Origin of the sequence: Aeromonas allosaccharophila (assembly GCF_000819685.1) — a bacterium.
Lineage (GTDB): Bacteria > Pseudomonadota > Gammaproteobacteria > Enterobacterales > Aeromonadaceae > Aeromonas > Aeromonas allosaccharophila.
The window spans coordinates 23,330-36,267 of record NZ_CDBR01000042.1 but is presented as its reverse complement, the minus strand read 5'-3'; the positions used below and the strand labels follow the sequence as shown (position 1 = coordinate 36,267).

The window sequence follows — 12,938 nt, the reverse complement described above, 5'->3', positions numbered from 1 at the left end:
CAGTAGTTGTGATTGAATGCGGTCATGTTCATAGCAAATCAAACTACGCCGGTTTCATTACTTCTGCAAGGGGACGACCAGCAGATCGCAGGGCACCGTATTCATCAGCTGACGGGCGCTGGAGGTGAGCAGGCTCCAGAAGCTCTGGCGATGGCCGCACACCAGCAGGTCGATCTCGTACTCCTTGACCGCCTGATTGACCCGCTCGCTCAGATCGCCGCAGATCACCAGCTTCTTCTCGATGGGATAGTCCACCGAGGCCAGAAATGCCTCCAGCTTCTCTTTCGCTTCGGCGATCACCTGATCCTGCACATTGTCGATGTCGATATCGATCATCTCGGTGTAGAGATCCTTGAGGTCCACATCGACATGGATAACCGACAGCTTGGCGCCGTTGGAGCGGGCTCTGTCCACCGCCTTGTCGATCACCTTGCGGTTATCTTCAGAGAGGTCGATCGCGGCCAGAATATGCTTGTAATAGGTTGTTCCACTCATGGGATATCTCCTTACCGATCCTTCACTCCACTATACCCATCTCTGCTGAAACTAAAATGGTGTCGTAGGCACAGTTTCGGGATTTAAATGAGTTTAATTTTTAACGTCGCAGGGTTGGCCACTCAGTTACCGACCATTATTTGCCTATAAATTAAACAGGAGTTTGAAGCCGGTCACACCCTTTGGCTTGCCCATGAAAGGGGAGAGGCATAGGATGGGCCCGTGCTTCGCAATGAACACAAAACAACAAAAAGCATCTGAATACCGCTTTGGGGAGCTACGTGCTCCCTTTTGTTTTTCTGCCTCATTTCTTGCCGCTTTTCTGACTGATAGCGGTCCGGCATCAAGTTAATCTCCCGCGAGTTGGTTATGCTGTAGCCAGTTTCTTTGGAGGCCTTCCCATGATCATTCATCCCCAGATTCAAGGTTGCGTTGCCCGCAACTGCCATCCCATCGGCTGTCGCGCCGCCGTGCAGCAGCAGATCGAACGGATCAAGGCCGCTGGCCCGTTCAACGGCCCCAAGCGGGTGCTGGTACTGGGGGCCTCCTCCGGTTTCGGGCTGGCGTCGCGCATTGCGCTCGCCTTTGGGGCTAGTGCCGACACCATCGGCATCTCGTTCGAGCGTGGCCCCTCCGACAAGGGACTCGGCAGCGCCGGTTGGTACAACAACATCTGGTTTCGCAAGGAGGCGGAGCAGGAGGGGCGTATCGCCATCAACCTGATCGGGGATGCCTTTTCCGACGGGATGCGCCAGCAGGCCATCGACACCATCCGCCAGCAGCTGGGGCAGGTTGATCTGGTGATCTACTCGCTGGCGAGCGGCATTCGGGTGCTGCCCGACGGCACGCAAGTGCGTTCTGTGCTCAAGACCACCGGCCAGCCGTTCAGCGGTTGGGGGCTGGATCTGGAGCGCGATACGCTGGTGCAGCAGTCGCTGGCGCCCGCCACGCCAGAGGAGATCCGCGACACAGTCACTGTGATGGGCGGCGAGGATTGGCAGCTCTGGATGCAGGCGTTGCAGCAGGCCGATTGCCTCGCTCCCGGCGCGCAGACTGTGGCCTACTCCTATATCGGTCCCGAATCCACCTATCCCCTCTATCGGGATGGCACCATCGGTTATGCCAAGGAGCATCTGCACGCCACCGCCGAGACCATCAACCTGCAGCTGGCCGAGATCGGTGGCCACGCCTGGGTGTCGGTCTGCAAGGCGCTGGTGACCAAGGCGAGCGCCTATATTCCGGTGCTGCCGGTCTATCTGGGGCTGCTGATGGGGGTGATGAAGGAGCGCGGCGTACACGAGGGCTGTATCGAACAGATGCAGCGACTGTTTGCCGCCAAGATGTACGGGCCCAATGGGGTGGTGGCCGATGGCAACCGGCTGATCCGGATGGATGACCACGAGCTCGACCCGGCCATTCAGGCCGCCGTTTCGGCGCTCTGGCCCAAGGTGACGCCGGACAACTTCCACGCGCTGGGGGATTTTGTCGGATTGCGGCAGGATTTCATGCAGCTCAACGGCTTCGAGCTGCCGGGTGTCGATTACGCGGCGCCGGTGGATGTCGCCTCCCTTGGCGAGCTGACCCCCTGAGCTGAAAGAAACGGGATCTCCCTCTCGTTGGCGGGTTGATTCGCGGCGGGAGTGTGGCGACAATCGATACCAAATCACTGAGGAGAAACAAGATGCTGGCCCAAGCCATGATCGAGAAGTTGAACGAGCAGATTAACCTGGAGTTCTACTCCTCCAATCTCTATCTGCAGATGAGTGCCTGGTGTGAAGACAAGGGCTTCGAAGGGGCGGCGACCTTCCTGCGCCAACATGCGGTCGAGGAGCGCCAGCACATGGAGCGCCTGTTTACTTATGTGAGCGAGACCGGCGCCATGCCGCGTCTGGGTGCCATCGATGCACCTCCCCACGAGTTCAAGTCGCTGGGCGATGTATTCCGCGCCACCCTGGAGCACGAGTACCACATCACCAAGTGCATCAATGGCTTGGCCCACGTGGCCTTCACCACCCAGGACTACTCCACCTTCAACTTCCTGCAGTGGTATGTGGCCGAGCAGCATGAAGAGGAGAAGCTGTTCAAGAGCATCGTCGACCGTCTGGGTCTGGTGGGTGAAGATGGCAAAGGCCTCTACTTCATCGACAAGGAGCTGGCCGAACTGGCCAAGGGCGCCCCTGCCAGCATCATGGACAGCAACGCCTGATAGTCGTGGACACTTAGTGTTCAGCCAGTACAATAACGGCCCTTTTAAGGGCCGTTGTTTATTCTGGTGTGCAGTCACCGTTGTTATGTCAGCCAGAGGCAATCACGGTTCAGGCCAAGTGCCGTTTCTATTTTGATAAGTGAGTGATGATGAAGCAGGTCGATGTGGTGGTGATTGGGGCCGGTGCGGCCGGATTGATGTGTGCGGCGCAGGCGGGCTACCGTGGCCGCTCCGTGCTGGTGCTCGACAACGCCAAGAAGCCGGGCCGCAAGATCCTCATCAGTGGCGGTGGCCGCTGCAACTTCACCAACCATCAGGCTGGCGCCCACGCCTACCTGTCGGAGAATCCCCACTTCAGCAAGTCGGCACTGGCTCGCTACACCCAGCAGGATTTCATCGATCTGGTGGATCGCCACGGGGTCAACTATCACGAGCGCACTCTGGGACAGTTGTTCTGCCTCGAGAGCGCCAAGGAGATCGTCGATGTGCTGCTCACCGAGTGCGACTGGGCCGGGGTAACCCTGCAGTTCCAGACCGAGATCCTCACTGTCAGCAAACAGGACGAGGGTTTCGTGCTGACCACCAGCAAGGGTGAAATCGGCTGTTACTCGCTGGTCATCGCCACCGGTGGCCTCTCCATGCCCAAGCTGGGGGCTACCCCTTACGGCTTCAAGCTGGCGGAGCAGTTCGGCCTCAACGTGCTGCCGACCCGTGCCGGGCTGGTGCCCTTTACCCTCCATCAGGCAGAAAAAGAGGCGTTCGCCGATCTGGCGGGCATCAGCCTGCCGGTAGCGGTGACCGCCGAGGATGGCACCCGCTTCAAGGAGGCGATGCTGTTCACCCATCGCGGCCTCTCCGGCCCCGTCATCCTGCAGATCTCCTCCTACTGGCATGCTGGCGAGAAGATCCACATCAACCTGCTGCCGGAGCTGGATATTCCGGTCGCCCTGCGCGAATGGGCGCAGGCGCACCCGGCGCAGGAGCTGAAAACCGTGCTGGGGCGCGAGCTGCCCAAGCGCTTCGTCGACAAGCTGGTGGAGCTGGGCCAGCTGGTCAGCAAGCCGATGCGCCAGTACAACGAGCGTGAGCTGGAAGCGGTGGCCAACCTGCTGGGTGACTGGCAGATCCTGCCCAACGGCACCGAGGGCTATCGTACCGCCGAAGTGACCCTGGGTGGCGTCGACACCAACGAGCTCTCCTCCAAGACCATGGAGGCGCGCAAGGTGCCGGGTCTCTACTTCATCGGTGAAGTAGTGGATGTGACCGGCTGGCTCGGCGGCTACAACTTCCAGTGGGCCTGGTCCTCCGGCTGGGTGGCTGGGCAGTACTGCTGATCTGTGATAGCCCTGTTCCCGGTTGCAGGAGAATTGGTATAGAGTGGCAATTCACTAATTTATCCGGCAGGGCTGCCGGTTCTTGTTTGCTGGCGAGGTGGACGATGTTTGAGAGCCTGGGTGTCGTCAATGTCTGGACCTATTTGGTCGGACTGTTTTTCATCATCATGGCGCCGGGGCCCAACTCGATTTATGTGCTGCGCACCGGGGCGAGCCGCGGCGTCGGCCCCGGCTATAAGGCGGCCCTCGGGGTTTTTGTCGGTGATGCCATCCTGATCTTCTGCGCCTACTTGGGCATTGCCTCACTCATTCGCACCACCCCGCTACTGTTTACTCTGGTGCGGTATCTGGGGGCCATTTACCTGCTCTATATCGGGGTGAAAATCCTGCACGCCAACTTTATCACCAACCAAGAGGGGCAGGCTTCGGCGGTGGATCCCGGTGAGCGCTGCTTCACCAAGGCGCTCACCCTGAGCCTCACCAACCCCAAAGCCATCCTTTTTTACGTGTCGTTCTTCGTGCAGTTCATTGACTTCAGCTATGCCCATACCTGGCTCTCCTACTTGGTGCTGGCGAGCATGTTGGAGGCTATGAGCTTCGTCTATCTGACCCTGCTGATCTTCGGCGGCACCTTGGTGGCCCGCTTCTTCCGCCAGCGGCAGCTGGCGATCCGCCTCGGCAATGGCCTCATCGGTCTCTTTTTTATGGGATTTGCCGCACGGCTGGCGACGTTGTCATCTTGAGCTGTTTCGATAGATCTACTCGATGATGTCGGGGACCACCACGTAAGACCATTCTGAAACGGGTTACCCACGCTTGATAGAGGTCAGACGACCTGATCCAATAGAGTTTTTGGATCCTGTTTCACCAATGATGCGTCAATCTTTACTGCTGCTGGTCTTGTTGACCACGCCCCCCTTTTTAGAGGCTACTGAAACCTTCTCGTTTCAGAGCTACCAGCAGGGTATGCTGCGTATGATCCTGATCAGTCCGAGCCTGGATGGCGAAGCACAGCTACGCCATGACAAAAAGCTGGAAGTGCTGACTGGTGTGATGATGGAGAACCTGTTCACTATGCGGACTGAGGTGCCTTGCCAATGGTTGAAAGCTGACAGCGTTCTCTATTGGTATTTACCAGGCAGGAAGATGCTCAAGGCTAAAATCCCTGCTCAATCATCTGAAAGTGAACTATCTGCCTCATCACCACTGCCGTCAGCCTAGTCGAGTGGCATGGATGGCTGTTTGGCTGCGTGCTCTTGCAGTGCTTGCTGGTAATAACGAGCGATAGTGCCTTCCTGTTTCATCTGACGAATTACAACCGCCAACCGTGGCACCAGCGTGCGGTGTTTCTCATGTAGATAACTAAATGACTCGAATGTATCCATTACTCCTGCGGAGTAGATCCTGTTGCCGGTTTTTACGTTACCGATGGCTTCTCTGGCCACCATGCTCTGCTCGATATATAGGTCGCTGCGCCCCTTGAGCAGCTTGCCTATCCCTTGCTCCACGGTACTGATATCAGAAAGTTTTTCCGGCCTGACTACTCGGGGCAGTGCCCATTCCGGTTGTTTTGCTCCGCGGCGGTATTCTACTCGATAAGAGGTGCCCAGCAGGCTGTTCCATCCCTGCAGCTGAATGCCAGGGGTAGTGGTATAGGCTTCATAGGAGAGAGTGAAATGAGATTCGGGGACCAGCAGTAAGTGGCGAGTTTGCAGTTGATATTCGGTTGCGCGATGGATCTCGCCATCCACCTCGCCACTTTCGGCCATGTGTGGGGCACGACCTCCCGGGTAGCCAATATAAATAAAGTCGTAGCCAAGGCGGTTAAAGGCATCCTGATAAATAAGCGTCAACCAGCGACCGTACAGGGAGTTCTTGGTATCCAGTGAGCTCACCAGGGTAATGGTATCCCTGGCGGTAGCTCCTGGCACTATAGCGGTGTGCAGCAGGAGCTGGATGGCAAACAAGAAGAGGCAGAGCCTGGGTATTTGCAGCATGAATTTCCCTGATGGTCGGTGCCAATTAGCATGACATTGCTTGCATCATTGTTGCCCCGCATATCTCTGACTCAGATTTTGCGAAGGTAAGCCGAGCCTGAAAATGAAGCTGATAGCGAGAAGATAGTACGTCAGGTGCTGAGAGGGCTGCTACTGCTGCGTTCAAGAACGTCAGATGTGACGGCCGCTCAATAGCCAATAGCTGCTGGCGCACGTGCACTCTCCCCTGCTGTAGTTGTTGCGGTTGACGAAATAATCGGGGCCAAAGGGGAAATTGTGAGCCGGTTCGTAGTTGTGTGGTGGACTACTTGATCGCTATCAACAAACAAACGAGTTCTGATGGACTCCCACCTTATCCGTTCCATCCTGTAAGTTGGATATGACTATCAAGGATGGTGTCTTATGTTCCCCCCTCGCAAGCTGGGTCACCAGATCACGCTGCTGGCAATCAGCGGCATCGTATTGCTCGCCGTGGTCCTGCTTACCTTCAACCTGTTTGAAAACCGCCAGCGGGCGGTGACGGCCGAACAGGGCGCACTGCAAACAGAGCTGCAAAATATCGAATCGGTGATCCGCAATGCCAGCCATGAAACCGTGCTGGCGGCGACCCTGATCGCCCAGCGGCCGGATGCGGCCAAGGCGGTGGCCGATCAGGATTGGCAGGCCCTCGCCAGCCTGTTCGACCCGCTCTGGCCTGCCCTCAAGGCGCAGGGGATCCAGCAGTTTCACTTCCACGTTCCCCCGGCTACCTCCCTTTATCGGGTACACAAGCCCGCAAGCCATGGCGACGACCTCTCCACCACCCGGCTGGCGGTGGTCGAGGTGAACCGCAACCATCAACCGGTCGGCGGGCTGGAGACCGGTCAGGGCGGCACCGGGATCCGTGGCGTGGTGCCGGTCACCTTCAACGGTCAGCCGGTCGGCTCGGTGGAGTTTGGCCGCGCCCTCGATGCCTCGCTGTTTGCCGATCTGCTGGGCAAGAACAGTCGGCTGGCCATCTATCTGTTTGAACAGGGCAAACCCGTGCTGCTGACCGGCACCGCCATGCTCGGCGAGTCGGCGGACTGGTATCAGGGGGTGCTGGCGGGCGAAAGCCGCTTCGCCACCATCAAGCAGCAGGGGAGCGATTTTCTGGTGATGGCGGCGCCGCTGCGCGACTTCTCCGGCAAGGCGGTCGGGGTGATCGAGCTGGCGCGGGATCACAGTGAGGTCGTCGCCGCGCTGGCGCGCCAGAGCTGGCAGATGGTGATGATCGCGCTGCTCGGCACCGCCCTGATTGCGGTGGCGCTGGTGTGGCTGCTGGGCCGCCTTAACCGCCCGCTGCTGGAGAGCGTCAAGGCGCTGGAGGCGCTGGCCAATGGTTCCGGCGATCTCGGCAGCAAGCTGCCGGTGGCCGGGCCGGAGGAGATCCGCCGCCTCGGCACGGCGTTCAATGCCTTCGTCGGCAAGATCCGCGACACCATGAGCCAGCTCACCGCCACCCTGGGCGATCTGGCTGGCGAGAGCGAGCGGCTGTCGCGCAGTGCGGCGGGCAACCTTGGCAGCATGACGCGTCAGCAGGAGCAGACCACCCAGCTCGCCACCGCCATGACCGAGATGACCAGCACGGTGCATGAAGTGGCCCACAACACGGTGCAGGCGGCCGAAGCGGCCAGCGAGGCAGACAATCAGGCCGTCACCGGTGATGAGGTGGTGCAGCAGAGCGTCAGCATGATCGAACAGCTGGCCGCGGAGATCGCCAGTGCGGGCGACACGGTGAAAGAGGTCGCCAGAGCCAGCGAGCAGATTGGCTCGGTGCTGGCGGTGATCCAGTCCATCGCCGAGCAGACCAACCTGCTGGCCCTCAACGCCGCCATCGAGGCGGCCCGGGCCGGTGAGCAGGGGCGCGGTTTTGCGGTGGTGGCCGACGAGGTGCGCTCGCTGGCGGGCCGCACCCAGCACTCTACCGCCGAGATCCGCGGCACCATCGAGCAGTTGCAACGGGCGGTGGGCACTACGGTCACCATGATCGAGCACAGCGTCTCGCGGGCGGGGGAATCGGTGGAGCGGGCCAATCAGGCGGGGGACGCCCTTAGCCGGATCAAGGGGGCGGTCAACAGCATTCGCGACATGAACACCCAGATCGCCGCCGCCTCCGAGGAGCAATCCTCGGTGAGCGACGAGATCACCCGCAATATCGTCAGCGTCCACGAGATCTCCCAGGCCACCACGCTGGTGGCGCGGGATACCGCCCAGATTGCCACCCATGTGGCGACCTTGGTGGACAAGCTGGGGGATCTGGCCGGGCAGTTCCAGGATGGCTCCAACGTAAGGATGGTGTTGACCCGCGCCCGCGCCGCCCACATGGGCTGGAAGACCCGGGTGCGCGCCTATCTGGATGGGCAGGAGGGGCTGTCGCGCAGCGAGGCGGTCAGTGACAAGGAGTGCCGCCTTGGCCGCTGGTACTTCAGCGAGGGGGCATCCTGCTGCAGTTCGCATCCGGCCTTCAAGGCGATTGCCACTCCCCACGCCAGACTGCATCAGGTGATCCAGCAGGTCATCGAGTTGAAAAACCAGCATAAGCACGAGGCGGCAGAGGCCCTCTACCGCGAGATCGAGCAGAACTCCGGGCAGGTGGTGGGCTACATAGATCAGCTGTTGCAGGAGATGACCAAGCCCACGCGCTAGTCATGCGCGGGCCGGATAGCCAAAGGGCTGACAGCGATGTCAGCCCTTTTTAATGCTGTGCCGCGCAAAAGCCGTCACCGCTTAAGCTCCGGTACAAGGGGGCTCGCCGATAATGCCGCCGCCCCGAGCTGGCCCCCTGCGCCAGCTGCCAAATTTGGAACCGAGAGCGTGAAACCGACCAACAAATCCCTGCTGTCCCTCCCCGAGCGCCAGATCCCGCAACCGCAGCCTGATGAGGGTGGGCATGCGCCGTCTGCGGCAGAGACCCCGGCGCCAACCGTGCAGCCCGCAGTGTCTGCCGAGCCGTCCATCCCGCCATCCCGATTGGCCGCTACCGTGATGCCTGCAGCGCCGATCGTGGTGGTACCGGTTGCGCTGCCATCCGTGCCACGCGCTCGCAACACGCTGGTCGGCGCCCTGTTCTGTGTCTGTCTGGCGCTGGTTGCCTCGTTCGTCTTTATTGCCCGTTCCCATATTGCAGCAACGCCGCTCGTGGCCAGCGGTGCGCAGCCGCTGGTGGAGATTGGCGTTGCCGATATTGACCAGCCCGAGGTGGTTTACTCCATGGATCTGGCCTTTCCTCTGCGGGAAACCGCCATCCCGCAGCCGGTGGTCGCCCGCCACGAGCGACCGGCCAAGCTCAAGATCGGCGTCTACAAGCAGGTGAACAACGTCGAGAAGTGGCGGCGCTGGGCGCGCCAGCAGAACGTCACCTTCGAGGCGGTGCAAAAGAACCGGGGTGGCGAGCCCCACTATTTCCTCTATCTGTGCGAACAGGATCCGGCGCGGATCGACCAGCTCAAGCTCGACGTGGCCCGCATCAGCGGCGAAACCCCTCAGCTCGTTCGCCGCGCGACCAGCACCCGCATCTAGCGGTAAATCAGCCTTTGTTGATCTCGCTGGCGGCGTGCACCAGTTGCTCCAGCTGGTGGTGGATCTGGGCTCGATCCAGCTGCTGCAACGGCTGGCGGCTCCACAGCACCGGCGTCAGGCTCTCGGCATCGAACCCCAGCACCGGCTTGCACGGGTCCTGACTAAACAGGTTTTGGGCGGCTGCCTGGGCGCTGGTGGCCGCGTCGAGGCGGGTAAACATCAGCAGATAGTTGGCCGGGTGTTCGGTCAAATGGCAGGTCAGCTCGCCGATCTGCAGGCTGGTGACGCTCTCCTCCTGCTGCGGCGCAGGCAGCGAGAGGGAGAGAAACAGCTGGTGGATGGCGGCGTGATAAAGAGAGTTCATTGATGGCTCCAGATTGGTGATGGCGCCATTAGAGCAGGTCGCCGCCTGCGGCACTGTTAATGGTGGCTCTCTTTTTTTAGCTTTCCGGTCAGCGAGATAGCGCGCCGCGCTCAGTACAAAAATCGCGACCAATCCCGATAGTCCCTGTTGATGGCCTCTCCTAGACTGGCGGCGAAACATCACAAGAAGACAATCATCATGCAGATTCAAACACACACCGGCGGCATGCAGGCCGTCGCTCAGCACAGTGATGCCACTACCGGGGTTGGCCGGATGGGCCAGCTGGATGTACGTCAGATCGCCACCGGGCAAGATGCGATCCTGCTGGGCAGTCGCAGCGAACCGCAGAAAGGGCAGGGGCTGCTCTCGCGACTGGGGGCCCAGCTGGCTCGCCCGTTTGTGGCCCTGAAAGAGTGGATCGGCAACCTGCTGGGGACGGACAAGCGTGCCGCTGCGCCGAAGGCGCAAACCGCCGTTTCCCCCGAGGATCTTCAGCGCCTGATGAAGCAGGCTGCATTTGGTAGCTCGCTGGGTGGCTTCGCCAAGGCGGACGTGTTGCACAACATCACCGCCGAACAACTGGGCAAGGATCACACCACTCTGGCGACCGGCAATGGCCCCCTGCGCTCTCTCTGCACCGCGTTGCAGGCCGTTGTCGTCGGCTCCCAGCAGCCGCAACTGCGGGAGTTGGCAGCCGGGCTGCTGGCCCGCCCCATCGCTGGGATCCCGCTCCAGCAGTGGGGTACGGTGGGGGGCAAGGTGACCGAGTTGCTCGCTAACGCTACCCCCGAACTGTTGCAGGAGGCGATGAACCAGCTGCACACCGCGATGGGTGAAGTGGCTGACCTGCAGCGCGCCGTAAAGGCTGAAATTGCTGGCGAACCGGCGCAAAGCGCGACCACGGCTGCCGATGCGGCACCGGTCCAACGGGGTGAGAGCAAAGGGGCTGCCCGCGAGCAGGTCGCCATGGCGCGCCAGACTCCGGCCACCGGCTACAAGTTGGCGCTGGATCTTATCAGCTATCAGGCCAGCTACCTGCTGCGGGATCAAACCTCGACGACAGTGACCCTGAGCAGCAGCGATCTCAACGCCCTGCATCAGCACATTGCCGATGGCTCCATCAACGGCTCCCACATGGCCAAATTGCAGACCCGTGGCGATCTGCAAACCCTGCGTACTCTGGCGCTGTCGCTGGCCAGCGGCAGCGATGCCAAGGGCTCTTCCCTTGGTCATGCCCTCGACAGCCTCGCCTCGGCGCGCCCCAACCAGCGACTGGTGCTGGGCGGTCTGATGCAGTTTGCCAGTCAGGGCGATCAGGCGTGGGCTGACCATACCGCTGGCAAGCCGGAAGATCGGCTCGATGCCGGGGCGCGGCAGCGCTTTGATGGTGACAACATGAAGGCGGCGGTGGCGCGTCTCGGCGCCAGCGAAGCGCGGCAGGTGCTGCAACAGCTGGAAGGGGCTTTTGGTGATCGGGTGCGGGGCATCTGTGATCTAGCGGTTGAACTGGTCTCGCCCTTTGCCGACACGGTCCCGGAGGCCGTATTGACCTCACGGCTGACTCGCATGAGCACTGTGGTGAGCACATTGATCGACCAGATCAAGGAGCACCTCGCGCTGCCCCTGTCAGCTCACAGTGATGCGTCCCAGATTGATTCTGCCGATCAGCTGACGCCGCTCGAACTGGCTGCGCTGGCCCATATCGGCGTCGATGACCGCTATCTGTAACCCGCCTGCAAGCCGCCCCTCCGGGCAAGGCCAAATGGCACGAAAACGGACACCCTCGGGTGTCCGTTTTTTATTCTGGCGTGGGGGTGGGCGCTCAGTGCAGGCTGCGATGGCTCAAAGGCTGGCGAAATCCACCTCGGGCAGGGTTTCGAAGCCGGGGCTGGCGAACAGGTAGCCCTGCATCAGGCTGATACCCATCTCCCGCAGGCAGATCATCTCTTCGCGGGTCTCGATCCCCTCCGCCAGCGGGGTGATCTTCAGCTCCGCAAACAGCGCCAGACAGTGGCGCACGATGGCTTGCCGGGTCGGGTCCTGGTCGATGCCGCGCAACAGGTGCATGTCGAGCTTGATGATATCTGGCAGAAAATCGGCCAGCAGGTTGAGGCCCGAGTAACCGGCGCCAAAGTCATCCATCGCCGTCTTGAAGCCAAGGGCCTGATAGTGATCGACGATGCCGCGAATATGCTGGTTATCCAGCAACTGCTCCACCTCGGTCAGCTCGAACATGATCTGCTCGATGGGGAAGTTGTGCTCGCGGGCGGCCTGCAGGGTGGTGCGGATGCAGCGCTCCGGGCGGTAGACCGCATTGGGCAGAAAATTGATGCTCAGCATCCCCTTCATCCCGAGTCGGGCCGCCAGCGCGATTGCTTTGATGCGGCACAACTGATCGAAGCGATAGCGATTGCTGTCGTTGACCCGGGCTATCACCGAGTGCGCAGATTCGTTGTTGAGCCCCCGCACCAGCGCCTCATAGCCGAAGAGGGTGCGGTTGCGGCAATCGATGATGGGCTGGAAGGCCATGGTGAAATCGAAGTCGAGATCCACCTGCTCCTGACACTGTTGGCAGATGGACTGGGCGGGGGCGGAAGGTATATCCATAACTTTCCTCACAAGGGTGATGTTGGCGCGGAGCTCTGGCTCAAATGATTACAGCTCATCTCTCCCGAGAGGGGTAATTCCGGTGATCGGGCCGGGATCGGGGATGAGATTGCGCCCATCTCCCGCCAGTGTTTAAAACCGGCCTGCACCATATCTCACCGCCTCATGTAGGTTCGATTAGCGCAGCGTAATCGGACGATCGAGAGGCTTTTGTTTCGGTTGTTGCCGTGGGTCAGGGTTGGTCAGCCGGAGGGGAAATTCGGCTGGCCGTGATAGCGGGAGAATCCATTTACGCGAATGTCCGATTACGCCTGACGGCTAATCGAACCTACGAGTTGCCCCCTTCTCCCCTTGCGGGAGAAGGGTTGGAGATGAGGGGGCGTTATGCCAACCGA

Annotated in this window: 12 protein-coding genes; 8 read left to right on the top strand and 4 right to left on the bottom strand. The window is 60.6% G+C overall.

The genetic code is table 11. The features are described from left to right. Positions 1–57 precede the first annotated feature (57 nt). Positions 58–495 carry a universal stress protein gene (locus tag BN1115_RS08715; protein ID WP_005339229.1) on the bottom strand — a complete coding sequence of 146 codons (438 nt, stop codon included), beginning with the start codon at positions 493–495 and terminating at the stop codon, positions 58–60. Between the two features lie 401 nt (positions 496–896). Between BN1115_RS08715 and fabV the strand changes: the two genes are divergently transcribed. The 5 genes from fabV (at position 897) to BN1115_RS08690 (ending at position 5,256) form a co-directional block, all read left to right on the top strand. Beyond that, positions 897–2,084 (top strand): enoyl-ACP reductase FabV, encoded by a 1,188-nt coding sequence (gene fabV, locus BN1115_RS08710; RefSeq protein ID WP_042656843.1) that lies wholly within the window; start codon positions 897–899, stop codon positions 2,082–2,084. Between the two features lie 92 nt (positions 2,085–2,176). Then, on the top strand, positions 2,177–2,701 hold the full coding sequence (ftnA, locus tag BN1115_RS08705; protein ID WP_042063553.1) for a non-heme ferritin: 525 nt from the start codon (positions 2,177–2,179) through the stop codon (positions 2,699–2,701). Positions 2,702–2,850: 149 nt separating this feature from the next. After that, positions 2,851–4,035, top strand: a complete 1,185-nt coding sequence (locus BN1115_RS08700; protein ID WP_082034818.1) for a BaiN/RdsA family NAD(P)/FAD-dependent oxidoreductase — start codon at positions 2,851–2,853, stop codon at positions 4,033–4,035. A 104-nt stretch (positions 4,036–4,139) separates the two neighbouring features. Then, a complete protein-coding gene (gene leuE / locus BN1115_RS08695) occupies positions 4,140–4,778 on the top strand; it encodes a leucine efflux protein LeuE (RefSeq protein WP_042656841.1) in 639 nt (212 codons plus the stop codon). 127 nt (positions 4,779–4,905) lie between these two features. Further along, positions 4,906–5,256: a hypothetical protein gene (locus tag BN1115_RS08690; RefSeq protein WP_050070501.1), complete on the top strand. Its 351-nt coding sequence runs from the start codon at positions 4,906–4,908 to the stop codon at positions 5,254–5,256. Here the strand turns inward: BN1115_RS08690 and BN1115_RS08685 are convergent. Then, positions 5,253–6,032 (bottom strand): hypothetical protein, encoded by a 780-nt coding sequence (locus tag BN1115_RS08685; RefSeq protein WP_042656840.1) that lies wholly within the window; start codon positions 6,030–6,032, stop codon positions 5,253–5,255. The two genes, BN1115_RS08690 and BN1115_RS08685, sit on opposite strands and share 4 nt — an antisense overlap. A 402-nt stretch (positions 6,033–6,434) precedes the next feature. Here BN1115_RS08685 and BN1115_RS08680 point away from each other — a divergent pair, with 402 nt between their 5' ends. Beyond that, on the top strand, positions 6,435–8,699 hold the full coding sequence (locus BN1115_RS08680) for a methyl-accepting chemotaxis protein (RefSeq protein WP_042656839.1): 2,265 nt from the start codon (positions 6,435–6,437) through the stop codon (positions 8,697–8,699). A gap of 168 nt (positions 8,700–8,867) precedes the next feature. Then, entirely contained in the window at positions 8,868–9,572 is a 705-nt protein-coding gene (locus tag BN1115_RS08675) for a hypothetical protein (protein WP_042656838.1), read from the top strand. A gap of 7 nt (positions 9,573–9,579) precedes the next feature. Here the strand turns inward: BN1115_RS08675 and BN1115_RS08670 are convergent, their stop codons facing one another. Then, positions 9,580–9,936, bottom strand: coding sequence for a CesT family type III secretion system chaperone (locus BN1115_RS08670; RefSeq protein WP_042060845.1), 357 nt, complete (start codon positions 9,934–9,936; stop codon positions 9,580–9,582). Between the two features lie 198 nt (positions 9,937–10,134). Between BN1115_RS08670 and BN1115_RS08665 the strand changes: the two genes are divergently transcribed. Beyond that, the gene (locus tag BN1115_RS08665; protein ID WP_042656837.1) at positions 10,135–11,664 is read left to right on the top strand and encodes an ADP-ribosyltransferase; all 1,530 of its coding nucleotides are present in this window, start codon (positions 10,135–10,137) and stop codon (positions 11,662–11,664) included. Between the two features lie 114 nt (positions 11,665–11,778). Here BN1115_RS08665 and BN1115_RS08660 read toward each other — a convergent pair whose 3' ends face one another. After that, positions 11,779–12,543: an EAL domain-containing protein gene (locus BN1115_RS08660; protein WP_042656836.1), complete on the bottom strand. Its 765-nt coding sequence runs from the start codon at positions 12,541–12,543 to the stop codon at positions 11,779–11,781. Positions 12,544–12,938: the final 395 nt, after the last annotated feature.

Excerpts from the sequence above, each read along its gene's own strand:
- BN1115_RS08690 (WP_050070501.1), top strand. The coding sequence starts at position 4,906 with ATGATGCGTCAATCTTTACTGCTGCTGGTCTTGTTGACCACGCCCCCC.
- BN1115_RS08670 (WP_042060845.1), bottom strand. The coding sequence starts at position 9,936 with ATGAACTCTCTTTATCACGCCGCCATCCACCAGCTGTTTCTCTCCCTC.
- BN1115_RS08680 (WP_042656839.1), top strand. The coding sequence starts at position 6,435 with ATGTTCCCCCCTCGCAAGCTGGGTCACCAGATCACGCTGCTGGCAATC.
- fabV (WP_042656843.1), top strand. The coding sequence starts at position 897 with ATGATCATTCATCCCCAGATTCAAGGTTGCGTTGCCCGCAACTGCCAT.
- ftnA (WP_042063553.1), top strand. The coding sequence starts at position 2,177 with ATGCTGGCCCAAGCCATGATCGAGAAGTTGAACGAGCAGATTAACCTG.
- BN1115_RS08700 (WP_082034818.1), top strand. The coding sequence starts at position 2,851 with ATGAAGCAGGTCGATGTGGTGGTGATTGGGGCCGGTGCGGCCGGATTG.
- BN1115_RS08660 (WP_042656836.1), bottom strand. The coding sequence starts at position 12,543 with ATGGATATACCTTCCGCCCCCGCCCAGTCCATCTGCCAACAGTGTCAG.
- BN1115_RS08715 (WP_005339229.1), bottom strand. The coding sequence starts at position 495 with ATGAGTGGAACAACCTATTACAAGCATATTCTGGCCGCGATCGACCTC.
- leuE (WP_042656841.1), top strand. The coding sequence starts at position 4,140 with ATGTTTGAGAGCCTGGGTGTCGTCAATGTCTGGACCTATTTGGTCGGA.
- BN1115_RS08685 (WP_042656840.1), bottom strand. The coding sequence starts at position 6,032 with ATGCTGCAAATACCCAGGCTCTGCCTCTTCTTGTTTGCCATCCAGCTC.
- BN1115_RS08665 (WP_042656837.1), top strand. The coding sequence starts at position 10,135 with ATGCAGATTCAAACACACACCGGCGGCATGCAGGCCGTCGCTCAGCAC.